Origin of the sequence: Bdellovibrio sp. HCB209 (assembly GCF_047306065.1) — a bacterium.
Classification (GTDB): domain Bacteria; phylum Bdellovibrionota; class Bdellovibrionia; order Bdellovibrionales; family Bdellovibrionaceae; genus Bdellovibrio.
Genome location: NZ_CP178618.1, coordinates 2,864,799 through 2,889,022 on the forward strand (window position 1 = coordinate 2,864,799; position 24,224 = coordinate 2,889,022).

The window sequence follows — 24,224 nt, forward strand, 5'->3', positions numbered from 1 at the left end:
CCTTTACAGTGGGTTCAACAACCACGTGATGAAGAATTCACCATTTTGAATTTGTAGATTTTGTTGGATAAAGTTCAGAGGACCACTCGAAGCACGCGCTCCGACAACACCGATGGTATTTCCCATCAATGGACTGTCGCCCAGTTCATCATTTTGACGGAAACCCTGCACGCGAGCTTGAATGAAGATATTCTGCTCGCCAACTACGCTGACCAATTTACGACCTGGGAAGTATGTCTCTGCCAAATCGACCATCGCCAATGCACGGTCCGCGGCCTCAGGCCCATTGCTGATACGCGCGGCCAAGTATTCTTTTTGTGAGCGCAAGTAACGACGGAAGTGAGTGTCGAAAGATTTTTGTGCACGATCACACTCCCCTTTTGGCCAAGGAACATTGCACACATCAAACATCGAGTTACGCATCAGCATTTCAACTTGATCGCGTGGCAAAGTCGCTAGTCTTTCAAGGCCTTGCTTGTAAACATTGATCGTCAAAGTGATCGAATACAGAAGAATCTTGCGCGTGTCTGACAACGAAGCATCTGGGATCAATTTGACGCCGAAGTCTTCATTCATGTCTTTTAAAATTTTCAAAGCCTTATCGCGAGTGATATTCCAGCCCTTATGCTGATGCACCACTTGCGCAAATTGGCCTTCAGGATTTGTAGTCAAACCGGAGTTAGGATTCTTAGGATCCTTCTGAGTTCCTTGATAGTTCACCACACGGGAAACGGAACTTCCCATAAAGGTGTCTCCAGGATTTCCGTTCGATCCACCATCTAAGACGATATTATCAGAGCCCACTTTTTCACGCAGAAATCCCGCCAAAGTCTGCATCGCCAAGGAATAGTAATCCTTACCCGTACGCACACCTGTTGAACGATACAGAACGGAAGTCTGAGCGCCCTCTGGCAGAGTGATTTCAAAACGATCTTTCACCGTCATTTTGCGAGCTTGATAAAACAAGAATCCAAAGTTCACATCACGCTCAGAGAAATCATGACCAATCACGGTGGGATCTTGTTCAGTATTAAGCATCTCCAAAGAGTTGCTCATGAAGATCTGTTTCAAGATGCGCACGTTGGTTTCGTATTCGCGCTGATTGCGCTCCAATTCTGCGGTATCCGAAGAACCGATCACCAGAGTATAGAACTTAGTATTTACCTTACCGCTCATTCCACCCACACTGAATGTCACCAAAGGGACACCATACGAAGTCAGGCCCACAGCGGCACTGCCTTTAGTCACGCGACCTGGATCGTTATAGATCTGGAATGTGTACTTATCTTTTTTATAAATTTGAATACGGTGCAGGAACATCTGAGCCGCATTCAGTGATGTCTGCAATTGCACTGATGGAGACGTCGGATAAGTCAGATTAAGACCCGCTTGCGCCGTCACGCTGTCTGTAATCAGCAAAGACTCGCCCACTGCCATTTCTTTATCTAATGCATCCGCGATGGCGACCAAATTACTTTGACCATCAACTGTCGTCATCGGCTGATCCATCTCCGCCGCCCATTTCTTTTTCAAGAATGGCACCAGCATATTGCGATACGGAGTTTTATTGACGGCTTTGATACTTTTCAAAGGCTTGATGTGAGTATAGGAGCGTTGCATTTGCAAACCGACACCACCGCTTTCGCTGATGCCGTTTAGACCTTGAATACCAATGAAAAACCCTGGAGTGATTTGAAAACCGAAGGTGTCGGCCATTTGCACCAAGTTGTCAGTTCCCATGTAGCTTCCGACAACAACATCGCGTGAAAGCAAAATACGCCCTGACCATGATGGGATCGCATACATTCCCAGTGGAATGTTCTTTTTCTGACCTGTGATTGCTTGGTGAATCATTTGATCAACAACGTTATCCAAAGTGCGTTGATTCACTTGGCCTTGAACACTGTCGTTATTATTAAAGAAGGAATTCATGTAAGACATTGCAGAATCAATCAGTGCCGAAATGCCTTTAGATTTTAGGAACGCTGTTACTTCTGAAGTGGAAAGTGGGTTGTCTGGATCACCGAAAGAAAAACGAGACGCATAACCCGGCCAACCTGTCGCTGTCAGTTTGCCTTCAGTCAATCTGGCACCAGAGGAAATTTTGCTATTCACAGCGAGCTTAACTGCCGACACTTTAAATAGATCTGTTAAATCGTTGCGGCGAGATTTTAGTTTTTCAGCCAACAATGTTGCCACTTCTGGAGGAACAAAGGATGCTTGGGCTACTTCCTTCCAGTCCTGTGCACTTAAACGAGCCAGACGACGAACAATCCACTGCGCATCTTGAAACGTGGGATTAAACCAAGACGCCCACTCGTAATTCAAATAAGCCGCTTGATTCACAACACGACCTGCAACCCAAGAAAAACTATTCAAGCTTTCAGGAACATCAACTAATTGGAATGGCACTAGCAACGCATTCATCACACGGCGACCCTGAATCACCGCTGGAGGAATAGCTCCCGTTTCCAAACTGTAGTACGTCTGCACAGCAGGCATGACCAAAACGTCTTGAAGATCCACGTAGTCGATAGATGTGTTCGTGGTATCATTCGTCACCCAACGGCTTGGATTGCCTTCGGTGTTATTTTTGATGTCTGTTAGGAAGCCCATCAAGCTCGCATGACCATTTAGTTTCACGCGCATTTTAGACAGCCATTGCACCGGCTGCACTTGGTATCCCAATTTTTCCAGCACCGCTTTACGCAACAAAATGTTATGAGCTTTTTTGCCAAGCACTGCTTGATACTGTTCAATCACGCCGTTCACTTGCACTTGAATGATAAAACGATATTCACCGACGACAGATGGAGTGTTACTGACCCAGTCAACACTCACACCACTTTGCAAACCCAAAGTATAATCTGCAGCATTCAAAGGTTTCACCGCAGAGTCTTGCCACAAATCGGACGGCGCAGGATTCAACAAGGAAATGTCGACACCAGATTTCAATGCACGCGTAAGATCTTCGGGCATCATGATCTGACCATGTTGACCGACGACATCCACAGCTTGCGCACCATCAGTGCCAACAGAAATCATTCCCGGAAAATCTGTGGGAGCCGCGACTGCATTTAAAGAGACGCAGACAATCCAAACAAATAGTAATGATAAATATTTTTGCATATTCCCCTCGCGAGGAGGGGTCTTTGCTGAAATCGTGCCAAGACAAAATGGCACCAAGAGTTTACAGATTTTTTGCGCCGCACTTTCACCGCATAACAGAAGCGGTCAAAATTCAAGCATGTCGGAGTGAGGAGATGGCCCGACAACGCAGCAGTCGAGCCTTTTTCACCGCTTCCTATTTTCTGTTCAATTTAATTGAATGACCACGTCCCCATCCTGGAATCTTCAGCGAGCCCGAGCGACTCCACAAGAACATCAAGATAAAACCTACTGCCAACATCGCGATACTCAACCACTGACCACGAGTCAGACCAAAAAGTTGGAAACCGATTTGTGCATCAGGCATACGGAAATGTTCATCAGCGATACGCACCAACGCATACAACACGATGAATGTTGAAGCGATGAATCCTGGCTTGCGTGGTTTTCTCCAAAGGAAGAACAACAACACAAACAACAACAAACCCTCACCAAACGCTGCAAACAATTGCGACGGATAGCGCGGAGTCAACAATGGCTCGATCGCTGCTTTCACCGCACCGTTGCCATCTTGAATTGTCAGAATGATTTTGTGAAGAGTCGCGTACACTTGTTCACGAGCACCCTGGTCCATGTGAAACTTGCCCACGATTTCCAACCACTGCTCACGAGTCATTCCCATTTTATCAACAACGTTTGAAAGATCATTCAAACGATTGAAATCTTGAGAAGGCCACATTTCGATGTCTTGTGGGAACTTCACCGCCAAAGGGAATGAAGGATCACAAGGACGACCTACCAACTCACCGTTGATAAAGTTAGCGATACGACCAAAGAAAACTCCAATAGGTCCCGAAACCGCTACAAGGTCAAAAAGGTAAGTGGCATTAACTGAGTACTTTCTTGCGTAAAGGAAGCACGCAACGACGATACCGATCATACCGCCATGACTCGCCATCCCACCTTCGTTCACCGCAAGGACACCCCAGAATGGGAAGCTGGATTTAAATTTCCACAACAAATCAGGCCCGTAAAAGAATACGTAACCCAAACGACCGCCCACCAGGGTTCCAATCGCCGCATATGTGATGAAATCGCCTACCATTTGGGCAGTTAGGCCTGAACGTTGGCGCTGAGCCAGCCATTTGATTAATAAATAGGCACAAATAAAGCCCATCATGTAGGAAAGGCCGTACCAACGAACACCAAAATCACCTGAAATTCTTAAAGCAAAGGGATCAAAATCGTGAACCACTGTTCATCCTTTTTTTGAGACTCATTCTACGTCTCTGTTTTTTGTCTCATCCTGCGTCTCAACATGGATTTTTTTAGACTCGAACCTAATAAAGCGAGAAAATAGAGGCATGTCCAGATTTTCATTTTCACTTCTGTTATGCATTATGGCGTTTTCTCTCCAATCCCAGGCACAAACAGCCTCTAAATGGAGTAGTGGTTTTGATTTCACTCAGCGCGCAGCCAAGCGTGAGGCGGGCCGCTGGTCCCTGACTGACTGGTTAGCTATCAAAGATAAAAACCGCATGATGGATCAATGGCTTTCTATGAACAGCCCTTCTCCTTACGAGGTGATGTTGGGAGTTAATTTCCTGTCGTACGACATGCACGTAAAGGACGATGTTACGCCTGACAAGAACTACACGCGTTTTGCGGGTGAGGCCGCAGCTTATGCCCAATTCATCGGGCTGGGTGTGGAATACTTGGATAACTCTGACGAAAGCTACAAAGATTTAGCGGGAATGTTCCATCTGCGCCTGTTAGGAAACTCTCTCCAGAACACTGGCTTCACCTTGTCGTACGGACTACGCACTCGTGATATGAGTGGCACAACGACGACAAAATTGAATCAACAATTCGGTCAGGCCGAGTTGCTATTGTATATGACTAAGTTTTTTGGCTTGAATGGAAAGTATCGTTACTATCTTCCAACGACTAACGATCAACTAGGAGATCTGAAAGAGGACTTGGCTGAGTTCGGTCTCTTTATCGACTTTAAAGCCCTCAGAGTCTTCGGTAGCTGGTACCGCGAAAGCCAAAAGAACAAAACACCAAGCATGACCGACGACTTGACCACCGAGCGCGAGGGAATCAAGTCAGGCATCAAATTGTTCTTCTAGTTAATCTCTTTAAATTCGCCATCACCCGTGATGTAGAACATGCGGGATGATTCTTCGCTGCTGATGAAGGAGCTTGCGGACCAACGCAAGTTCACTTGCATCGCTGCCAATGGGTTTTGAGCAGTTCCGATATTTGTAACTGTTGGAATCGCAGCAGACACATTGAACTTAAATCCCCAAGCCACAGATAAATTCACAGGAATCACAGTCACATTCGCAAGGTATTGGCCGATACCTTTGACATTGCCGTTCGCGATGTACATCACACGGTACGTGAAATCCACAACTGTCATGTCATAGATGTTTTTGTACTGAACGTTGAAAGTTTTGAATTCAGGAGCTCCCCAGCCCTCGAGTTCCGTCCAATCCGTCGCCCCACCTGGCAAAGCATTGGCTGTATCAAACTTCGTATCTGTTGTCGGTTTACCAGCTTGAACAACCGTCCAAACACCTTTACCGATATTGACGACTGCATCTAGGGAAAGGAATGAAGTGATATCCAAAACTTCAGCTTCAGCAGGAGCTAAATCAAAATCCGCAGGCTCGTTTGGAACAACAACCGATGGCAGATTTTGTTCAGTGATCTCTTTAGTCACCACAGATTTGATTTTATAATAGTTTTGATCGCGAGTTGGAATTTGCGCCTGTGCTTGAAAGGCGATAAGAGCAGAAAGTGCGAAGACTGCTAAAACTCGATTCATTGTAACCCCACCCGTTTGGTGAGGGCTTTTTATCAATAAATGCCTATTTATCAAAGGCGTATTTATGGAGTCAAAATTTTACCAGGATTTACTTAACGAAAGCGTCGGGAACAGCCAGCTCTTGGTGTTCGCCTCGGAGGTTTCGGTGCCATCCACTGTTTTCTTAGTGTAAGCAGCGCTGTAATAATTCAAGGCCACCCCCATATGAAATCCCGATTTTATCTCGGGCATGATCCCGAATGAAACCAAATAGCTCGTCCCCATCCACGCCTCTGTGCTATCCGAAACCACGTTTTTATAGGAAGCCTTGGCCAGAACATTAAAGACCGCCGTTAAACTAAAGACCTCGCTTTTACCAAAAAAATATTTCAGCGCAGGCCCGGTGTCTGAGGATTGAAAAGAGGTCGGCACCGAGGAGCCCGTGGCATTCGATGTCCCCGACATATTCACGCCCAAATAGCTCCAACCCGCCCACCATTTTTTAGCGAACTTAAGATAACCGCCCACATTGTAGGAGTACTTTGTCGAGTCGTCTTTCACATCAGTAGAGTTTGTTTTTTCGGTCAGATACGTGCCCGATAGATCCAGCATGAACTCAGCGCGAGCCCCAGATGCGAAAAGCAAAAGGATCAGAATGAGTGGAAACGTTCTCGTTTGCATATCATTCTGATCGGCTTGTTGGAATCTTGACTGAAATTACTTAACACTTCTTAATGTCCGCAAGCAGGCCACAGGACGTGAGCCTAGCTTTTACGGATCAAAAGTGCGGCATAGAAGCCGTCGAAACCTTCACGGTCTGGACGAAGGTGCATCTCTTTTTCAAGAGTCCACTGATCGCCATGTTCGCTGATAAAGCGCGCCACTTGTTTTTCATTTTCAGACGGAAGCAAACTGCAAGTGGCGTAAACCATCTTGCCACCCTTCTTAGTCATTTTTGAATACGACGTCAGAAGTTCATATTGCAAAGTCTGAAGACGAGCGATTTCATCATCGCTCAATTTCCATTTTGAATCTGGATTACGACGAAGAACGCCCATACCAGAACAAGGAACATCCAACAAAACGCGATCTGCTTCTTCGTGCAGACGCTTAATCACTTTGCTGGAATCAATCACGCGGGTCTCGATGATGTCGACGTTGTTACGACGAGCACGCACTTTCAACTCTTGCAATTTCCACTCATGGATATCCATCGAGATGATGCGACCTTTGTTTTTCATAAGAGCCGCGATGTGAAGTGACTTACCACCCGCACCTGCGCACGCATCAACCACGCGTTGACCCGGCTGCACGTCAAGCATCGGCACAACCATTTGCGAAGCCGCGTCCTGCACTTCGAACATTCCTTTACGGAAGGCTTCAGTGATGAACACGTTACGACGTTCTTTCAATTTCAAAGCAAGAGGAAGATCCGGGGAAACTGGCAAAGCTTCAATTTCAGCTTTCTTAAGTTCCTCGATCACTTGAGCTGGTGTGAATTTCAAAGCATTCACACGCATGAAAACTTCAGCGGGCTTGTTCAAAGCTTTCACGGCACTTTCCCACGTGTCACCTAATTCTAGGCGACCGCGAGCATCCATCCAGTCAGGAATGGATTGAGCAACAGCAAATTTATCTTGAGCTTCTTTTTCGCGAGCACGAATGAAATCGTAATCCAGGCCTTCGAACTCTTCCCAATCTGGTGGAAGATCATAGCCCATACGCAACCACTGAATACCAACGATGCGCCACATGTCCCCGCTTTGTCCCATGAACTCAAGCAAGCGGTACCAGCGCACAACTTCGTAAATTGTTTCAGCAAAAAATTTGCGATCACGGGAACCCCATTTGGAGTGCCCCTTAAGATTGTATTGAATAATTTTATCGGCGTATTTGTTTTGGTCGAAAATTTCTTCTAAACCATTAACAACAGCCTCTGCGAGATGTCTGTGAATTCTCAAAATGTAAATACCAAGCCAGCGGCTAAAAAGGTTCCATTAAGTTGCCCTGAAGAGAGCAAAAACAGGGAATTTCTTAACCCAGCCTCCAAGAAGAATCCAGTGTTTTCAAAGACATTGAAAAAGCGTGCACCGGCAATCAACTGGTAATCCAAAGTGATCATTGATTTAGAATTCGTTTGCTTCATGAAGATACCCAAACCTGCACCCGCACCGAAATAAAGCGGAAAGCGCGAGCCCGCATCTGGGAATGTGATCAACGGAAGAAATGAAATTTTACTAGGATTATCGTCAGCCACGCTGTAATCCGCATATTCCATACGGATATTCATATCCATCGAGTTGTACCACTCACCCACACGGTATGTGACGCCGAAATTATTATTACCTACATCGTCTTCCTGACCGTTCTTACCCCAGTCATAGGATTGCGAAGCCATGTAACGTGCAAAGTGGATCGCCAAATAGTGATCTGATGGACCGCCAGCTACTGTGCTGCCGTTACCGCCACCACCCACATACACGGTGTCGTCGTCATTTTTTTGAAAATATTTCGCGGCAGCATCACGGCCGACTACGGGTTGCTGTGCCAGAGCGTATGAGCCCACCAACAATAGGGGCAAAATCATGGAAAAAACGTTCTTCATAGTCACCTCATCCAGCCTTTATCATAGCCAAAATTGCCGCCTTAGCGGAACACATTGCAGTATATAATGATGCATATGGTCATTGAGCCTGGAGGCATTGACTCTCAGAGGGGCGGTCCCTAATCTCCGGCTAACCTTTTGGGACGGGACCAAAGACTATGAAATGCCCATTTTGTGGCCACGCCGATGACAGAGTTTTAGATACGAGAGTGCAGAAAGATGGCAGCATCCGCCGCCGTCGTGAATGCCTTGAGTGCAAGGCTCGTTTTTCGACTGTTGAAACAATCATGATCGCCCTCCCATATATCATTAAAAAAGACGGTCGCCGCGAACCATTCAGTAAAGAAAAAATCCTGAAGGGTCTTTCCGCTGCGACTCAAAAACGTCCTGTCAGTGTCGCGCAAATCGATGCCGTGGTAGAGCGTATTGCTGCTTGGATCGTCAATCGTGGCGAATCCGAAGTGAGCTCTCGCCTGCTTGGCAAAAAAGTGATGGCCGAACTGAAACAGCTTGATGACGTGGCTTATGTTCGTTTCGCGAGTGTTTATCGTACCTTTAAAGACGTCCAGGAATTTGTTGAGACTCTTGAAGACGCTGAACTGCTTGATTTTGTCGATGCAAGTAATCCACAATTAAGCCTGACTGCGATGAACTTCGTTGAAAGCGAGAAAAAGCCAAACCATGAAACTGACAGCAAGACGACAAGCCCGGGAGCTCGCTCTCCAAATCCTGTTCCAAACTGAGTTCACGCCAACTATCAGCGTTCGCACATTTATGGATGTTTTCGAAGAGTCTTACGATGCTGAGACGATCTCTTACGCCGATCTTTTGATCAAAGGTGTTCAGGCCGATAAAGCAGCCGTTGATTCTAAAATCCAAGCGTCTAGTGCTCACTGGAAAGTAGAGCGTATGGCGACGATCGATCGCAATATTTTGCGTATCGCTGTTTGGGAAATGAAATTCGCAGCAGACCCTATCAAAGAAAACATCGCCATCAATGAAGCGGTTGAAATCGCTAAAAAGTACGGCACATCTGATTCTGCAAGCTTCGTAAATGGTTTGCTGGATCAAGTGAGCAAGGTCCACTAATGGCTCTGAATGTGCTTTCTCAAGCCGGCGCTTTGAATCCAGGGTCTGACCTTTGGATCGTGCCACAACTTGGGAAATCACAATGGACTTCAAAGCTGGATTGGTATTTGAACTTCCAGCTTTGCAAATCTTCACGTCATAACAGTGCGAATGTGCCTGGATTCTTGAATGACGTGATCAAAGAAACCGAACTGACTAAATTCTATCGCCCTGTCGCGAACTCTGCCCCGATGATGATTGCTTCCGAAACGTTGCTTCCCAACAAGTGGGTGGTCGTCGTTCCTTGGGATGAGAATTTGGGCTCGTGGACTCAATCAATCTTTCAGGTTTGGAGCGGCCTACAACAGCCGACACTGAGAGTTTTCCTGCCACCTGGACAAAGTACTGGGAACTTTCAACAGGCTTGGGTGAAGCATCATAGCAACCAGGATTTCACTGTCGTACTTGATTAATACGCGCCCCTGCCTTCACAATGAAGGTAAGAGGATTGCATCATGGAACGTCTATCTCAAGCTCTGGTCTCTAAAATTTCAACTTTTCAAAAACGTCTTCAGTCATTTCTAGAAAATGATTTCGATCCACAATCTGAAGAACGTGCACAAGTACAAAAAGAATTCGAAGCGTCTCGTGATGAAGCTTTAGTACGTGGTCTTTCACAAGGTTTACCGGAAGATCATATTGATCGTGCGATCGTGGTGTTTTCTCGCCTAGCGATGATTTTTGAAGCGGGTATTTTGTTGGAAAATCACGATGGTGATTGGAAGGCTCAGGCTTTCTTTCACAAAGGTGTTTCTGAGCTTTTCAAAAACAGCGCGAAATCTTCGATGTCATTGCCGAATGCGAATTTGATGTCTTGGCTTAAAACAGATGCATCAGCTATTTTGCGTAAAGCCAACTTGCAACACCTGGATACAGGCGCCAAGACAACATGCCTGTTGATTAAAGTAACTCCTGATTTTTCATTCATCTTGTTTTCAACTTTGCCGGATCTTTGGTTGCAAGAGCATTGTGAAAATGTTCGTCGCGCCTTGATCAACGGATTTGCGGAATAAAAAATGAGCGAAGCAAAAACTTACACGCTTTATATTTTGTCTGACAGTACCGGGGAAACCGCAGCCACGATGATTCGTGCGGCCTTGGTTCAATACTCTAACAAAGACATCAATATCATCCGTTGTAAGAACGTGCGCACGGAAGCCCAAGCTGAAGCCGTGATCGAAGAATGCTTTGAACGTCGCGGGATGCTGGCTTACACGGTCGCAAGTCCTTCGTTGCGTAACAAGATTCGTGATCTAGCGTCTGGCAAAGGCATTCCGCATTTCGACTTGCTAGGCCCATTGCTGAACACCTTGGATACCTTCTTTGGTGAACATTCCGAATCCCATGTGGGTGCATTGCGTGCCGTGGACGAACGATACTTCAAACGCATCGAAGCCATCGAGTACACGGTTAAACATGATGACGGAAAAACTTTTGCGGAACTTGATAAAGCCGACATCGTACTCGTTGGGATTTCTAGAACAAGTAAAACTCCCCTGTCGATTTTCCTAAGCCATAAAGGCTGGAAAGTTGCCAATGTGCCTTTGGTTTTGAATGCTCCCCTTCCAGAGGAACTTTTCAAAGTCGATCAGCGCCGTGTGGTGGGATTGATTATTGATATGGATTCCCTGCAAAGAATCCGTAAGAGCCGTTTGGAAAAATTTGGCCAAGATCCTGGTGGCGCTTACGCCTCGATGTCTCACATCGCTAAGGAAATTGAATTCGCTGAACAGATTTTTAAACAGAATCGCAGATGGCCTGTGTTCAATGTGACGGAGCGAGCTCTTGAGGAAACGGCGAGTGAAATCGTGCGTATCATCGCTGCCCGTTTGGGCCTGCCAGACAGCGTGATCTTCTAATCTACACTCCGGCGTTGCCGGAGTAGGTTACAACAAGAAATCCAAAACGCTTGCCAATGGTAGCGTCATCCAGAACAGCACTTTCTTAGATACCGGGACGTTCTCATGCATAGGGCGTCCGTCTTCTCTAAAGCCAGAACGATTCAATTTTGAAGCACTTGCGATATGCTCTTGAATATTCTTTTGCACAGCCAAGGCAAGTTGTGGGTTGTCGCGACAGATCAGTGCCATCTCAGCATTAATATTCGTTGAACGTGGATCCATATTGAATGTTCCAACGATCATCGTCTTTTCGTCGATCACCGCACGCTTAGAATGCGTGCCCCATCTTGACGGGCGAGCTTCTGCAATCACAGGGTACACCTTAGGATCGATAGTTCCTTTGTGCATCCATACATTCACACCGAGCTCTGTCCAACGACGAATGCGCGTATCGAAGATAGCTTGAGTATAAAACGCGTCCGTTGAATACAGACTGTTCGACATCACGTTGATTTCAACATTGCGACGAAGAAGATCATCCAAAATCGTAGAGATTTCTTTCTTCACCACAAAGTATGGCGACTCGATATAAACTTTCTTTTGCGCAAGACTTGCCTCTAAAGCCAATTGCTTACGCAGAACGCGAGTCTTTTCGCCCATTCCTGGGAAGTCAGCAGCAAAAATCATATCATGACAAACGCCCGTTGCTTCCTTTGCCAAAAGCTGCGCACCCAAGGTGTCTACGTAACGACGGATGCGATGATCTTCTACTGTTAATACCGTAAAGGCCTTGGCTTTCGCTGTGCCCTCTTCGTATCTTGCGACTTCGCCTTTAAAGCGACTGATGCTGATACGCGCGTCTTTATCGTGAGCCCATGGTGAGTTTTCATAATCATCGCTTAATCCCGGGAAATCAGACGGACGAGGATAACGTACCAACGGAGCTTCCTCTGTGATTTTGGCATTCCAGAATTCCTCGAAGCTCGTGCGCATATCTTGAACGATGGAACCCTTAACCACGATATCCGTATCCAAGAAATTATACTCAGGGCTTAAATCAAAATACTCGTCGGCGATATTACGACCGCCCGTAATGCCTTCAACACCATCCACGATCAAAGTTTTACGATGACTGCGGAACTGTGCCGTCACCACGCGAATCAAAACTGCTGGGTTATAGTAATGAACTTGAATCCCCGCTTCTTTCAAAACAGAAGCGTAGTATTTATTCAGCTCAAAGATCGGCAATGACGTATCCACGATCACGCGAACTTTCACACCTTGGCGGGCTTTGCGAACCAAAGCATCAGTGATCAAGCGACCTGCGGTATCGATGCTGTAAATGAAATATTCCATTTCAATCGATTGCTTCGCACCTTCGATCATATCCAAGCGTTTCTTCAATGAAGCCAAACCGCTATCGAGGATTGTTACCTGTTGAGGTTCCGTACGACGACGATAAACACCATCAGAGTCTTTCATGTTACGAGAAGCCAAAGCTGTACTGCTGGTGATTGCAATCACTGCTGCCATCAAATACGTACTTGTTTTCACTCGGACCTCCGCACTGGAATTTCGACTCTAACTATGCAAATTGACGGCCATTTCATTGCGAATTTGCAGCAGTTGAACAGAAATACTCTCGGGACCTAGGCATTATTTTCAAGGGTGTTCAATAACTTAACACTCGGGCTTTTTCAAACCCCGTGCTTGGTCGCCAGACCCTCAGAAAACATAAAGATAAATAAAAATCCCTGTGCGATGCTGTGACCGTTTTCAACAGCAACCAAAATGACAGGAGGTCATTATGTTTACCAAAGTGATTGCCGCTCTGATGCTAACTTCCAGTTTTGCATTCGCCTACCCAACTGTGGGCGATAAAGTCATGTGGACTGGCGAGGAAGAAAAACTCGATGGCACAAAAACACCAATGTCTGCTTCGAAAGAAGTAACAATGTGGGATACAGAGTCTCACATGTGGACTATCAAAGTGGACAAAACTAAAGGTGAAGAAACCACCACTGAAGAAGTAAAAACAAAATGCCTGTGGAGTCCTGAAGACTGGCAAATGCTGATGGCTAAGTGTGAAGAAAAAGGCGGAACTTTGGAAGACGTGGGAGTTATCGCAGGAACATTCCCATCCTGCCGTATGACTGTCACTGCGGATGATGGCCGTGTTATCAAAACTTGGATGGGCGACGTACCATTTGGTTTGATTAAAAAAGAAATCACAAATGTCGGTGAAGGTTCAAAAACTACGATGGAAATTGAATCCATCACTAATGGAGTTCCAACTCCTGTACCAGAACCAGAGCCAGGCACATAGTCTTTAAAATATTAAGAGCAAGGAGACCACCCCTTGCTCTTAAATTCATTTTTAATTTTTCGAATTACTAAGCGACTTTTTTGTGCTCACCATGAACAAAGACGTTCATCTCATCAGTGGCACCCTTCATGATATTGGCCTGATTGCTAATATCTGTCGAAGTCCCTGCGATCTCTTCTGAAGAAGCTGCGTTCGACTGAACCGAAGCATCCAACTGATTCATCGCCTTTGAAATTTGCTGAATCCCTGTGGCTTGTTCTTCACTCGCCGTGGAAATTTCAGTGTTCAAATCAGACACTTTCTTAACCGACGTCACGATGCCTTTTAAAACTTCGCCAGAACGATTTGCCTGTTGAGTTCCATTTTCAATCTTAGTCACGTTAGATTTGATCAACTCATTGATGTCTTTCGCTGCGACCGCAGAACGTTGTGCCAGTGCACGAACGGCCTCTGCCACCACGGCAAAGCCTTTACCTTGCTCCCCGGCTCTAGCTGCCTCTACAGCTGCATTCAAAGCCAACAAGTTTGTTTGGAAAGCAATATCATCGATAACGTTGATGATCTCTTCGATCTCTTTTGAAGACTTGGAAATCTCTGACATCGAATTCATCAATGAAGACATCTCTTGTTCGCCACGAGAAGCGGCCTCAGAGGATTGCGAAGAAAGCTGCGCTGCTTGTTTTGCGTTGTCAGAATTCATACGAACCATCGAGCTCATTTCTTCAAGAGCTGCCACAGTTTCCTCAAGGGACGCTGCTGACTCACTTGCCGATTGCGACAAGCTTTGACCCGCTTGAGAAAGCTGTTCAATCGCTAGTGTCACATGATCACCTGTTTCAGACAGACGATCTGTAATACCACTCACCGCTTTAGCGATATAGCGAGCGATGAATAGAACTGCGACCAACAGTACTAGCGTACCAAGGACTGCGATAATCACCTGAGTCCACACCATGGCACGAGCATCGGCCATGACTGTTTTTAATGGAGTACGGATCACCAAAGACCAAGGAGATGCTGTTGCACCAATCGTCATCGGAGACACAACATACAAGCATTCCTCTTTAAGTTCTGGGTCCATGCCAGTTACGACCAAGCTTTCGCCTTTAGCAAAAGCTTCTTTAAATTTTTCTGGCGCCACTGAAAACTCAGCGTGCTTCGTTAGCATTTTTTCATCTGGATGAGCGACGTAGTTCCCAGAGTTCGTCACCAAGTACGCTGACGAAGTTTCAAACGGTTTGATTTTCAAAGAATCTTTTTGCAAGTCTTTCAGTGGCAAATCCACACCTGCAACACCGACAACTTTACCGTCTACAAAAATCGGAGCCACTGCTGACGTCATTAACACTTGCACGCCATCGATCGGGTACAAGTAAGGCTCGACCATCGTTTCTTTACCACGTGCTTTTGGTACTAGGTAATAGTCACCAATGCCCGGCTTTTCGTAATCCACCAGTGGTGACAATGTCGATTTGCCTTCAGCAAAGCTCAAGTAAGGAACAAAGCGACCCGTGGCATCTGATCCTGATTTATTGACGAAGTTGGCATCTTGACCGTCCCATGCGTTTGGCTCCCATGCCGTCCACACGCCGATCAGACCTTTATTAGATTCCAAAATATTGCGGAAGGAATGTTCAATCGGACCACGCTCTGTGTGATTGAATTTCTTAGCGGCCTGAAGATGTTGTGCGAGTGTACGGGAAATCCCTAGCCCCTGCTCAACTCCGACGCGCATTTCGTTCGCATAGGCTTTGGCAATTGCAGATGATTTTTCAACGGCTTGCTTTTCTGCGGTATTCAAACTGTTTTCAGCGACCAAATAATTCATCGCTGTGAAAACCAGAATCGCAATCAGGATGATTGGCGCAGCCATCTTAAGTTGAATCGATTGATTAACCTTCATAAACACCTTTTCCGAAAATTAGTACCCAGTGGTACTATTTCGGAAAAATGTGAATTTTTTTTGAGGAGTAAAAAGTCTAGGCTTTCTCTTGCCCTGCTAAGGTCGAGTAGAACACCTCGACCAACGGCTTGTTGGAGGAGTTCTTTTTATAATAGAACATCAAGTCCATCTCGTAGGCCAAGTCTTTCACGTAAACGCGGTTTAAACGACCGGAACGGACTTGTTTCTTGATCGAGTGAGCTGGAAGGAAGCCCCAACCTAGTCCCGCCTCGATCACACGTTTCAGTGTTCCCACATTGGCAGATTCAAAGATGGCGTTCGCTTTCGATGTATCCATTTTTTCTTTCAGCAAGCGATTGAAGCGTGGAAACTCATCGGTGAAATCCACCACCGGAAATGCTCCCAAGTCTTTGGAGAGGATCTGCTGAGGCATTTTTTCGTCCTTGCTCGAACCAACCAACCACATCTCTTCTTTGACTAAGAACTTCTGTTCGGCGCCTTCAAGCTCTTCTGCGAATTCTGTTTTCGTATCCGGCAGGATGATGACGTCATAAAGCGACTTTTTGAAATTCTTGATCAAGTCTTCGCCTGATTCGTAATCGATCTTCAAAGACAACTCGGGATTGTGGCGCATTAATCGACCCACAATCGGACTCATCAAATGCAAACCAATAGAGTTCAGCGTACCGATACGCAGCTGCCCCTTCATTTGATTGCCGATGGATTTGATCGCGATTTCTGCTTGTTGAGTCAGATGGATGATCTTTTTAGCATAATCAAAAAGAACTTCACCCTGTGGAGTCGCCTTGATCTGACGAACTCCGCGAACCAAAAGCTCCACACCTAGATCTTCCTCCAGATTGCGAATCTGTTGGCTGACCGCGGGTTGAGTCAGGTAAAGCTTATCGGCGGCGGCAGTCATACTGCCTTCACTGATCACAGTCACAAAGGTAGTTAGCTGATAAAGGTTCTTCACGACAATTTTCTCCTTTGAGCTTTGATCCCGGACGCTTTTGTTATTATACTTACAAACGTCTGCACCTCGGAGGTATCAGAATATGAAGTTACGTTTGTTAGCGCCGCTCGCACTTATTCTACTCAGTTTTAGCGCCAATGCAAAAGTCTTCCGCAATGCTTATATCGCTTTCGAACTTCCTGATACATGGAAGTGCAACCTGGAACAAACCGAATGGGTTTGCCGTAGCGAGCAAAACAAGGAATCCAAAGAAGCAATCATCATCCTAACGGCTAAAGAGGTCGGCCCTACCGACACTTTCCCACTTTACCAAGCCCATTTGGACTCACCGATCTCTTCAAACTCTAAAGCGGGCGCGTTGACATCCAAAGTGGTCTATAAAAGTAAGCAAGAAACTATCAATGACCAGGTTTGGCTTGATTCTTTGCACATGAACTCTGAAGTACCGAACTACTTCACTCGTTACCTAGCGACGATCAAAGACAAAATCGCGATCCTCGTCACGTTCTCTGCTCACAAGCAGTACTACACGAAATACAGCCAAGACTTCTTTAAAGCAGTTATGAGCTTAAGAGTGATCGCATCCAAAAACCTTACGAACAACGTAAGCCTTGGACCGATCCGCCCAGGTGGCGACACATTGGGTAGCACAATTGGCTCTGCAATGCCGGCTGATATGTACCAAGACGGTCAAGGCGGCTCTGGCGGCGGAGGCAATAAAACGATGCTTCTGGCTGGTGCTCTGTTGCTGGCAGCTTTGGGAGCTTACATCTTCCTAAAAGCTAAAAAGAACAAACGTAAATAGGTCCCATCGTTTAAATTTTCTATTAAATAAAAAGCCTTCTTGGAGATCCCAGAAGGCTTTTTTATCTTGTCCATGGTAAAAATGCAGGCCTGTGGACTTTCACATTCTAGCGACACCATCGCGCACCAGGTCCGGATTTGCGTTGATTCGAGCCAGTTCTCCGACAAAAAGGTCCTATTCAGGATAATTCTTAAATTCCATTCAGGTAGGAGGAAGGGTCAATGAAGTGGAATTGAAATTTCCTGATGCTTAATCAAGATACTTGAAGGTGTTTTAGGTTTCTTACCCATTAAATCAGCAATTTTACCATAGATATAGTATTTGCCTCTAGGTAGGTTATAGACTCCATGCTGACTGCTCAGCTTATAAGTATGCGTTCCTGGCTTTAAGGTTGTTTGAAGTATCGCACCCGTATTGTTAATCATCTCACAATAGCCACCATCGCTGCAGAAGATCAAGAACATCGAAAGTTGGAGTTCGGAAGTCGAAGAGTCTTGCACTTCCACGGTCAAAGTTGTTTTCAGCTGCCCAACGACCTCAATTCTATCTTTTACTATGTCAAACAAATGGACCTCCGCTGTGGAATCCTTACGAAATCTCACCTCTTCAGTGCGGATCGTTTTTTCCTCTTGTATTTCAAAAAACGGAAGATTTTCTTTACAGTCCATCAGGCCATTTAGGTCCATATTACAAAAACGCTTCTCTTCTGCCTGTGCGAATAGCGCTGAAATTTCTTGAACAGAACGTCCACGAAGAATTCGGCTTAAAACAAAAATACTAACAGGACTATCAGAATGGCCTTCATTATGAGAGATAAAATAATGGTTTTCTGTTCCTTTCATTCGCTCGGCGAGATTGATGACATCACGACTGTCTTGATCACCATCAACTCCGAAAGCATACAGCATCGTTGCCTTGGATTTTTTCAATGCTGCTACGAAATCATCACCATTTTTGTTAAGCTCTGCAGAAGTAAGATTTCGAAGCTTGAGCGCATAATTTTTACGAGCGAATTCCACAAGACTGTTCCCGGAAGGATTTTTGTCTTGTATTGCCTTTTGCATAGAAAAAAAACTTTTAGATGCGACAACTCCAGGGCTGCCATCCCAGTTCATATCTGTGACATATTTTAAGACCGGAGCTAGACTTCCATTGGCTGACAAGCTATCGGCAGAAGGGTTCCACGGGCCACTTGCCGCAATCACCATGGACAAGCGCGGATGTTGCGTTGTTGCGGCAGCCATTGCTAAAAAAGCGTCATAGGATGTACCGATGGCGATAATGCTTTTAGTAGACCACGATTGATTGCTAATCTAATCCAAGGTTGTTTTTGCATCTTGAGCTTCGCGCTTCCAGTCCAACCATTCAAATTCACCCTGACTCAAATATGTTCCACGCGCAGGTTGAAATACGACATTAAATCCACTGGACACATATCCTAAGGCTTGTCCCCAAGAAGACAACACTGTCAGCATGTAGGGAGTACGTATTAAAATCGTTCCGGCCGCTTTGGACCTTTCATTTTTAGGATGGAATACGAATGTTGGTATTACGACTCCATCATTCATATTTAATGCCGCCTGCTCGACATCAAATTCTCCATACGTTAATTTAATCGCAACGAGATTGCCCTCGCGATTGGTTTGAAGGATTCCAATGTGGTCTCCATTAGCGTAGACTTGAATTGGACCTGCATTCATTTTTAGTTGCGGATTGCTGCAAAGGTTTGCAACAAGCGACTTTGCAGGACGAGAGTCGATTCGTTTATTTAATAAATCGATCTCATCCTTTTTTAAAACTTGAGTATGACCTTCTAAAAATAAGCAAACTTTTTGTAATGCACCAAAGGCAGCCGCTTGGGTGTAGGACGCTCCAAAAAGAAAAATCATAAAAACAAATAATTTAAATAAATGTGTTACCATATTGCTCCCTTTCTTATCCCTCGAAGTCTCGTACGGAGCCTTCAACGGTTTGTAGTCGCCGTAGATTTCTCGAACCATGCGAATTACTCTAGTACCAAGTTCGTCGACTCTTTTTCCTAAAGCCATATCTAAAGACCGATCTTGAAGGATTCATGACAAACGAAGTAGCGAGACCGCACGGTTCGGGATGAGTGCCTCTGGTCAGGATTGCACATAAAAAAGCTAAAGGTTTTCACCTTCAGCTTAGTAATTACTTTATTAAAAGCCTTTAACCAACAATGAAGAGGCTCTATTCGTCCCCAACAAAGTTAGCACGAACGATAGTGACGAAACCATTTTGTTCTAAACGAACACAAGCTCGATAGAGTCCTTCACCCCGAACATAATCATCTTCAGATCTAGTGCATTGAGATTCCCCAGGCCCTATTACGATGGCCAAGCCACCACTACAGTTCTCTGCAACTTCTACTTGAAGTTCTGGAAGTAAAGTTAACCCTTTTGAACAGGCAACGATATATGCGTGACTAAATTGAGGTATTAATGCCATAGCGAAAATAATCTTTTTCATATTAAAATCCTTCATATAAACAATGGATAATGTTCGGATCCTTCGCTAATGCAAGACACGCTCCAACGTCAGAACCCGTTCTCTCTGTCTAGTGAACTTCATTTGTTAAAAGAATCTCTAATTGGAAGATAAACTGAGACGAGATTAGAAGGGATTTCGCTAAGTTATAGCATTCTTGTTAAAGAACTCTGCAATATGCCAAATATGGGAATCATTAGAAACGGTCGTCAGGGCGGATTTACAGGGATAGATATAGAGGTGCGCGCTCCAGTCGGGGACAATTACGTCCTATAGGTCAGCGCGCCATCGAACGCCTGCTAGCTAAGATGGATTACTTTGATGACCACTGTAGTCATCATTGGTAAACATAATTTATGGAAAAAGAAATTCGCTCGCTGAAAGTATATGCAGTTGTAATGACTATTTGTTGCGCCGTACTTTTCGCAATCCTTTTTAAGATTATTGGCAGCGGCACTAAAATCTGAAAGCTGCACACTCTCTGCTAAATATTTCTACTAAACTAAAAAACCCACTTTTTGGGTGAGGCTTTTTAGTTTTGGTAATTTAGCGCGATTATTTATTGATAGCGTAGCAAAGATTCCAGTCATATCCGTATCCATGGCCCGGGAATACGAATTTTCCGATAACGCCGCCACTAGAAGCTTCACCTAAAAGAGCCGGCTCTAGATAGATTCTGCCGATTTTATCAAGCTCTTGAGTTTTTGCGATGTAAAGACCACTCAATTTGCCGGATCCACCCTTAATACTTTCAACCGTGTAGTTGGCTTCGTATTTAAGTGTCGTATTGTTAGCCACCGTGTTTACATAGAAATACTTAAGACTCACTGTGGGACCATTTACCGAAAGAACCGTGTAACCTTCATTAAATGCGTGGTTCATGTCGGCCGGATACTTTGACGAGAAGCATTTGAAATCTGCTCCGAAAGAAACAGAAGAAACTAAAAGAACTATAGAAGCGATCATCGTTTTCATCGAAAAACTCCCTTTGATTTTGTTTTTATGGACGGAGTTATACCACTGCTTGAGGCCAGATCGTCATGTGGGGGCTTGCTGGTGAAAACATTACGCGTTCTCAAAACGTTACCGACATCGATGCGAGCCAGTATAGGATCGAAGACTTTTATGCGGCTAAAGTTCCCGTCTATAGAATGGAACGAGTTCTCATCGGCGGAAGAGTCTCATACCTGTAGAACTCCTTTAGGCTCCTCGAGTAGGGAATCATTAAACATTAATCTATTCTCCAATATCAAAATAAAAAGGCACTGACTTTAAATCAGTGCCTTTTTCATTGCGGATTTATCTTATTTAACGCGGACGATTTCTGGTTGGTAGTCTTTGAATTGTGGGATGATAGATTCATTCCCGTAGACCACAACTTTGAATTTTACTGGGTCCAACGCCTTTTTTAGAGCGGCGTTTGTATCCTTTTGCTTAATCTTATTTACCGTACTGATATAATCCGTTAGGTAGTCATAAGAAATATTAAAGTAATCCAGCACCAACAAGTTGTACGCCAGACGATCTGAAGTTTCGATCGCGCGTGGGAACTGCCCTACTAGCTGATTGCGTGCGGCTACAGTCTCTTGCTCTGTCGAACCATTATCGACAAAGTCTTTTAGAACTTTCAAAGTTTCGTCCAAGGCCTTCGCTGCTGTTTCATTTTTTGTGAAAGTAGAAACGTCGAAGCTCCCGCGCTCTTTACGAGCATCGAAATTTGAATAGATGGAATATGTCAGACCCAAATCATCGCGAACTTTTTGATTCAAGCGGCTGCCGAAGCTGCCACCCAAAGATTCGTTCGCCATGCGCAAAGGAATGAAGTCATCGCTCTTACGAGAAATACCCAATTGACCCACGCGGATCTGTGTTTGTTGCAGACCTTTTTTAACGATCAACTTCACTTGCAACTTTTCAATTGCCGGAGCCGCCGCAACAGTCACTTCAGGAATCGTGCGTTTCGTCCATTTCCCCAATTGCTCTTGCACTTGCTTTTCAAATTCATCATCAAACTGCCCCACAACCGCCATCGTCGCATTATTAGGACGATAGAAAGTCAGGTAGTGCTTAATGATGTCTTGTTTGCGCAAAGCTCTTACCGAATCTTGCGTGCCATTCGTATCACGACCGTATGGGTGATCACCGAACAAGAATAGATCTGCTTGTTCATCTGCAAAGGCCGATGGATTGTCGACTTTCTTTTTAAGACCAGCCAAGATTTGCGAGCGTGTACGATTGATCTCTGCATCTTTAAATGCAGGATTCATCAAGATATCAGCCACCAATTGCAACAGCTGTGGAGAGTTGTTCGTCAATGAATCAGCGTAAACAGTCGTCACGTCAAATCCAGGGCTGACATCTAAAGACGTTCCCATTTGACCGAACTCATCTGCGATTTTCATCGCATCACGTGTTTGTGTGCCTTGTTCAAGCATGTACGCTGTCATCGCGTTCAAACCTGCAAGCTCTTTCGGTTCTTGCATATTTCCCGTCTTAAATAACACCGTCATGCTTACGCGAGGCAGACTGTTATCACGGACGTAAATAACTTTAAGACCATTTTCCAGAACGACTTCTTTGTACGGCATCAATTTAAATGAGCCTGTGCTTTTCGGAGCAGAATAGCCTGCCGGAACAGGACCTTGGCTCCCCGTTTTAGATCCCTTACCAGCACATGAAGCGAGCGAAACTGCAACGATTGGCAGAGTCAGAGTTTGGATCAGCTTATTCATTTGCAGCTCCTTGTTTTCCTTTTGGTTCCAGCACGATGATGGAGCGCTGAGTTTGATTCGTATATTTTTCGCTGACACGTTTAATATCGTCAGCTGTTACAGCCTGATATTTTTCGATATCTTTAAATAGGTTTTCATAGCTGCCCGTTAGGATTTCATTCACCGCCAAGGCGCGAGCTTTACCATCCATAGTTTTCAAGCCATCAACCAGCTCTTTCACCACTTGAGTTTTCGCTTTCTGCAACTCAAGATCTGAAACCTTGGCATTTCTCAATTTCCAAAGCTCATTGTAAACGATCTCCAACGTGTCTTTGTATTCCACACCCGGCTTCACCATCACACCTGCCGCATAAACACCGGCATTTTGCATCGAATAGTTAAACGAGTACGTCGAAGTCGCCGTTTGTTTTTGATAAACCAGGCGTTTATAAAGACGCGACGAAGTTCCGTTGCCAAGAATATTGGAAGCCAGATCCAATGCGTAAGAATCAGGAGATCCTTGCTCAGGGCTTTGAAAAGCCACGATAAATGAAGCATTCTGAACATCTTTACGTACGAAAGCGTTTTGCTGAACAGCTTGCTGACGCTCTTTCGGATATTCGCGGCGAGGCAATGGACGATACTCCAAAGCGCCGTAATATTTTTCAATCAAAGACTTGGTTTTTGCAGAATCGAAATCCCCTACCAAAACCAATATCGCATTGTTTGGCACATAGTACGTGCTATAGAAGAAACGCAACTTTTCAGAGTCATAGTTTGCGATATCTTTCATATAGCCAATCACCGGCCAGTGGTAAGCGCTGTTTTTGAAAACCGTGCTCATCATTGTTTCGCGAACCACACCCATCGGGTTGTTGTCCACTCTCCAACGACGCTCTTCTTTTACGACTTCTTTTTCACTTTTCAAGTCTTCAGGTTTCAAAGACAAAGAGCTCATACGGTCCACTTCCATGTCCATAACAAGCTCTAGCTTGTCGCTTGGAAGATTTTGATAAAAGCCCGTGTAATCATTCGTTGTGAAGGCATTGTTCGTAATACCATTTTCGTGGAAGATACGATCGAATGCTTTGCCATCATATTTTTTGGCACCTTTGAACATCATATGCTCAAGCATGTGCGCAGCACCTGTAACTCCCGGAGACTCATCACGAGAACCCACGCGGTACCAAGTGTGATAGCTCACCATAGGAACTGAGTGATCTTCCACCAACAAAACCGTCAAACCGTTCTTCAAAGTGAACTTTGTCACTGGCAGACTGAGTTTCATACCATCCGTATTCGACCATCCTTTGATGGCACCGATCACTTCTGGTTTTTGAACTGGTTTAGGCATTGGGTCGACGGCATGTGCCGAGCTTGCAGTGATGCACGCCACAGCGACAAGCAAAGTAGAAATCCGTTTCATAGTTGCTTCTTTCCTTGGAGTATTTTCTATCGATTTAAGTTTGGTCTGGTCCAACTCAGATGACAAGAATTTGCC

Annotated in this window: 21 protein-coding genes and 1 pseudogene; 8 read left to right on the forward strand and 14 right to left on the reverse strand. The window is 45.1% G+C overall.

What is annotated here, in order from left to right; all coding sequences use genetic code 11:
- Window positions 1-3 precede the first annotated feature (3 nt).
- Both ACLVWP_RS13880 and lgt read right to left on the reverse strand, forming a co-directional pair.
- Window positions 4-3,129, reverse strand: coding sequence for a hypothetical protein (locus ACLVWP_RS13880; RefSeq protein WP_413558057.1), 3,126 nt, complete (start codon window positions 3,127-3,129; stop codon window positions 4-6).
- Between the two features lie 175 nt (window positions 3,130-3,304).
- Window positions 3,305-4,363: a prolipoprotein diacylglyceryl transferase gene (gene lgt, locus ACLVWP_RS13885; protein ID WP_413558059.1), complete on the reverse strand. Its 1,059-nt coding sequence runs from the start codon at window positions 4,361-4,363 to the stop codon at window positions 3,305-3,307.
- Window positions 4,364-4,508: 145 nt separating this feature from the next.
- Here lgt and ACLVWP_RS13890 point away from each other — a divergent pair, with 145 nt between their 5' ends.
- A complete protein-coding gene (locus tag ACLVWP_RS13890) occupies window positions 4,509-5,240 on the forward strand; it encodes a hypothetical protein (protein WP_413558061.1) in 732 nt (243 codons plus the stop codon).
- Here ACLVWP_RS13890 and ACLVWP_RS13895 read toward each other — a convergent pair.
- From ACLVWP_RS13895 to ACLVWP_RS13910, 4 genes are all read right to left on the reverse strand, one after another.
- Window positions 5,237-5,941: a hypothetical protein gene (locus ACLVWP_RS13895; protein WP_413558062.1), complete on the reverse strand. Its 705-nt coding sequence runs from the start codon at window positions 5,939-5,941 to the stop codon at window positions 5,237-5,239. The two genes, ACLVWP_RS13890 and ACLVWP_RS13895, sit on opposite strands and share 4 nt — an antisense overlap.
- Before the next feature lie 78 nt (window positions 5,942-6,019).
- Window positions 6,020-6,601: a hypothetical protein gene (locus tag ACLVWP_RS13900; protein WP_413558064.1), complete on the reverse strand. Its 582-nt coding sequence runs from the start codon at window positions 6,599-6,601 to the stop codon at window positions 6,020-6,022.
- Window positions 6,602-6,684: 83 nt separating this feature from the next.
- Complete coding sequence (locus tag ACLVWP_RS13905) at window positions 6,685-7,881, reverse strand: RsmB/NOP family class I SAM-dependent RNA methyltransferase (protein WP_413558066.1); 1,197 nt, start codon at window positions 7,879-7,881, stop codon at window positions 6,685-6,687.
- Entirely contained in the window at window positions 7,878-8,525 is a 648-nt protein-coding gene (locus ACLVWP_RS13910; RefSeq protein ID WP_413558068.1) for a hypothetical protein, read from the reverse strand. Before ACLVWP_RS13910 ends, ACLVWP_RS13905 begins: the two co-directional genes overlap by 4 nt.
- 158 nt (window positions 8,526-8,683) lie before the next feature.
- On the opposite strand from ACLVWP_RS13910, the gene nrdR reads away from it, so the two are divergent.
- Genes nrdR through ACLVWP_RS13935 form a run of 5 tightly spaced genes read left to right on the forward strand, consistent with a single transcriptional unit; the run spans window position 8,684 to window position 11,512 of the window.
- Window positions 8,684-9,268 carry a transcriptional regulator NrdR gene (gene nrdR, locus ACLVWP_RS13915; RefSeq protein WP_413558070.1) on the forward strand — a complete coding sequence of 195 codons (585 nt, stop codon included), beginning with the start codon at window positions 8,684-8,686 and terminating at the stop codon, window positions 9,266-9,268.
- Complete coding sequence (gene nusB, locus ACLVWP_RS13920; protein ID WP_413558071.1) at window positions 9,207-9,614, forward strand: transcription antitermination factor NusB; 408 nt, start codon at window positions 9,207-9,209, stop codon at window positions 9,612-9,614. The genes nrdR and nusB overlap by 62 nt, the downstream gene beginning before the upstream one ends.
- Window positions 9,614-10,066 (forward strand): hypothetical protein, encoded by a 453-nt coding sequence (locus ACLVWP_RS13925; protein ID WP_413558073.1) that lies wholly within the window; start codon window positions 9,614-9,616, stop codon window positions 10,064-10,066. The genes nusB and ACLVWP_RS13925 overlap by 1 nt, the downstream gene beginning before the upstream one ends.
- Before the next feature lie 42 nt (window positions 10,067-10,108).
- Window positions 10,109-10,666 carry a GTP cyclohydrolase gene (locus ACLVWP_RS13930; protein ID WP_413558075.1) on the forward strand — a complete coding sequence of 186 codons (558 nt, stop codon included), beginning with the start codon at window positions 10,109-10,111 and terminating at the stop codon, window positions 10,664-10,666.
- A gap of 3 nt (window positions 10,667-10,669) precedes the next feature.
- Entirely contained in the window at window positions 10,670-11,512 is an 843-nt protein-coding gene (locus ACLVWP_RS13935) for a pyruvate, water dikinase regulatory protein (RefSeq protein ID WP_413558076.1), read from the forward strand.
- 27 nt (window positions 11,513-11,539) lie between these two features.
- On the opposite strand, the gene ACLVWP_RS13940 is transcribed toward ACLVWP_RS13935, so the two are convergent.
- Window positions 11,540-13,048, reverse strand: coding sequence for a phospholipase D-like domain-containing protein (locus ACLVWP_RS13940; RefSeq protein ID WP_413558078.1), 1,509 nt, complete (start codon window positions 13,046-13,048; stop codon window positions 11,540-11,542).
- A gap of 253 nt (window positions 13,049-13,301) precedes the next feature.
- Here ACLVWP_RS13940 and ACLVWP_RS13945 point away from each other — a divergent pair, with 253 nt between their 5' ends.
- Window positions 13,302-13,820 carry a hypothetical protein gene (locus tag ACLVWP_RS13945; protein ID WP_413558080.1) on the forward strand — a complete coding sequence of 173 codons (519 nt, stop codon included), beginning with the start codon at window positions 13,302-13,304 and terminating at the stop codon, window positions 13,818-13,820.
- A gap of 67 nt (window positions 13,821-13,887) precedes the next feature.
- Here the strand turns inward: ACLVWP_RS13945 and ACLVWP_RS13950 are convergent, their stop codons facing one another.
- On the reverse strand, window positions 13,888-15,723 hold the full coding sequence (locus tag ACLVWP_RS13950) for a methyl-accepting chemotaxis protein (protein WP_413558082.1): 1,836 nt from the start codon (window positions 15,721-15,723) through the stop codon (window positions 13,888-13,890).
- 76 nt (window positions 15,724-15,799) lie between these two features.
- Window positions 15,800-16,699: a LysR family transcriptional regulator gene (locus tag ACLVWP_RS13955; RefSeq protein ID WP_413558083.1), complete on the reverse strand. Its 900-nt coding sequence runs from the start codon at window positions 16,697-16,699 to the stop codon at window positions 15,800-15,802.
- A gap of 82 nt (window positions 16,700-16,781) precedes the next feature.
- Here ACLVWP_RS13955 and ACLVWP_RS13960 point away from each other — a divergent pair, with 82 nt between their 5' ends.
- Window positions 16,782-17,504 carry a hypothetical protein gene (locus tag ACLVWP_RS13960; protein ID WP_413558085.1) on the forward strand — a complete coding sequence of 241 codons (723 nt, stop codon included), beginning with the start codon at window positions 16,782-16,784 and terminating at the stop codon, window positions 17,502-17,504.
- A 218-nt stretch (window positions 17,505-17,722) separates the two neighbouring features.
- Here ACLVWP_RS13960 and ACLVWP_RS13965 read toward each other — a convergent pair.
- From ACLVWP_RS13965 to ACLVWP_RS13985, 5 genes and pseudogenes are all read right to left on the reverse strand, one after another.
- A pseudogene (locus ACLVWP_RS13965) lies at window positions 17,723-19,552 on the reverse strand (CocE/NonD family hydrolase).
- A 163-nt stretch (window positions 19,553-19,715) separates the two neighbouring features.
- A complete protein-coding gene (locus tag ACLVWP_RS13970) occupies window positions 19,716-19,994 on the reverse strand; it encodes a hypothetical protein (protein ID WP_413558086.1) in 279 nt (92 codons plus the stop codon).
- 573 nt (window positions 19,995-20,567) lie between these two features.
- Complete coding sequence (locus ACLVWP_RS13975) at window positions 20,568-20,987, reverse strand: hypothetical protein (protein ID WP_413558087.1); 420 nt, start codon at window positions 20,985-20,987, stop codon at window positions 20,568-20,570.
- 329 nt (window positions 20,988-21,316) lie between these two features.
- The gene (locus ACLVWP_RS13980) at window positions 21,317-22,744 is read right to left on the reverse strand and encodes a M16 family metallopeptidase (RefSeq protein WP_413558088.1); all 1,428 of its coding nucleotides are present in this window, start codon (window positions 22,742-22,744) and stop codon (window positions 21,317-21,319) included.
- On the reverse strand, window positions 22,737-24,149 hold the full coding sequence (locus ACLVWP_RS13985) for a M16 family metallopeptidase (RefSeq protein ID WP_413558090.1): 1,413 nt from the start codon (window positions 24,147-24,149) through the stop codon (window positions 22,737-22,739). Before ACLVWP_RS13985 ends, ACLVWP_RS13980 begins: the two co-directional genes overlap by 8 nt.
- Window positions 24,150-24,224: the final 75 nt, after the last annotated feature.

Coding starts and splice junctions, on each gene's coding strand:
- nusB (WP_413558071.1), top strand. CDS start 9,207: ATGAAACTGACAGCAAGACGACAAGCCCGGGAGCTCGCTCTCCAAATC.
- ACLVWP_RS13935 (WP_413558076.1), top strand. CDS start 10,670: ATGAGCGAAGCAAAAACTTACACGCTTTATATTTTGTCTGACAGTACC.
- ACLVWP_RS13980 (WP_413558088.1), bottom strand. CDS start 22,744: ATGAATAAGCTGATCCAAACTCTGACTCTGCCAATCGTTGCAGTTTCG.
- ACLVWP_RS13880 (WP_413558057.1), bottom strand. CDS start 3,129: ATGCAAAAATATTTATCATTACTATTTGTTTGGATTGTCTGCGTCTCT.
- ACLVWP_RS13890 (WP_413558061.1), top strand. CDS start 4,509: ATGGCGTTTTCTCTCCAATCCCAGGCACAAACAGCCTCTAAATGGAGT.
- ACLVWP_RS13945 (WP_413558080.1), top strand. CDS start 13,302: ATGTTTACCAAAGTGATTGCCGCTCTGATGCTAACTTCCAGTTTTGCA.
- ACLVWP_RS13930 (WP_413558075.1), top strand. CDS start 10,109: ATGGAACGTCTATCTCAAGCTCTGGTCTCTAAAATTTCAACTTTTCAA.
- ACLVWP_RS13895 (WP_413558062.1), bottom strand. CDS start 5,941: ATGAATCGAGTTTTAGCAGTCTTCGCACTTTCTGCTCTTATCGCCTTT.
- ACLVWP_RS13950 (WP_413558082.1), bottom strand. CDS start 15,723: ATGAAGGTTAATCAATCGATTCAACTTAAGATGGCTGCGCCAATCATC.
- ACLVWP_RS13900 (WP_413558064.1), bottom strand. CDS start 6,601: ATGCAAACGAGAACGTTTCCACTCATTCTGATCCTTTTGCTTTTCGCA.
- ACLVWP_RS13975 (WP_413558087.1), bottom strand. CDS start 20,987: ATGAAAACGATGATCGCTTCTATAGTTCTTTTAGTTTCTTCTGTTTCT.
- ACLVWP_RS13970 (WP_413558086.1), bottom strand. CDS start 19,994: ATGAAAAAGATTATTTTCGCTATGGCATTAATACCTCAATTTAGTCAC.
- ACLVWP_RS13910 (WP_413558068.1), bottom strand. CDS start 8,525: ATGAAGAACGTTTTTTCCATGATTTTGCCCCTATTGTTGGTGGGCTCA.
- nrdR (WP_413558070.1), top strand. CDS start 8,684: ATGAAATGCCCATTTTGTGGCCACGCCGATGACAGAGTTTTAGATACG.
- ACLVWP_RS13985 (WP_413558090.1), bottom strand. CDS start 24,149: ATGAAACGGATTTCTACTTTGCTTGTCGCTGTGGCGTGCATCACTGCA.
- ACLVWP_RS13925 (WP_413558073.1), top strand. CDS start 9,614: ATGGCTCTGAATGTGCTTTCTCAAGCCGGCGCTTTGAATCCAGGGTCT.
- ACLVWP_RS13960 (WP_413558085.1), top strand. CDS start 16,782: ATGAAGTTACGTTTGTTAGCGCCGCTCGCACTTATTCTACTCAGTTTT.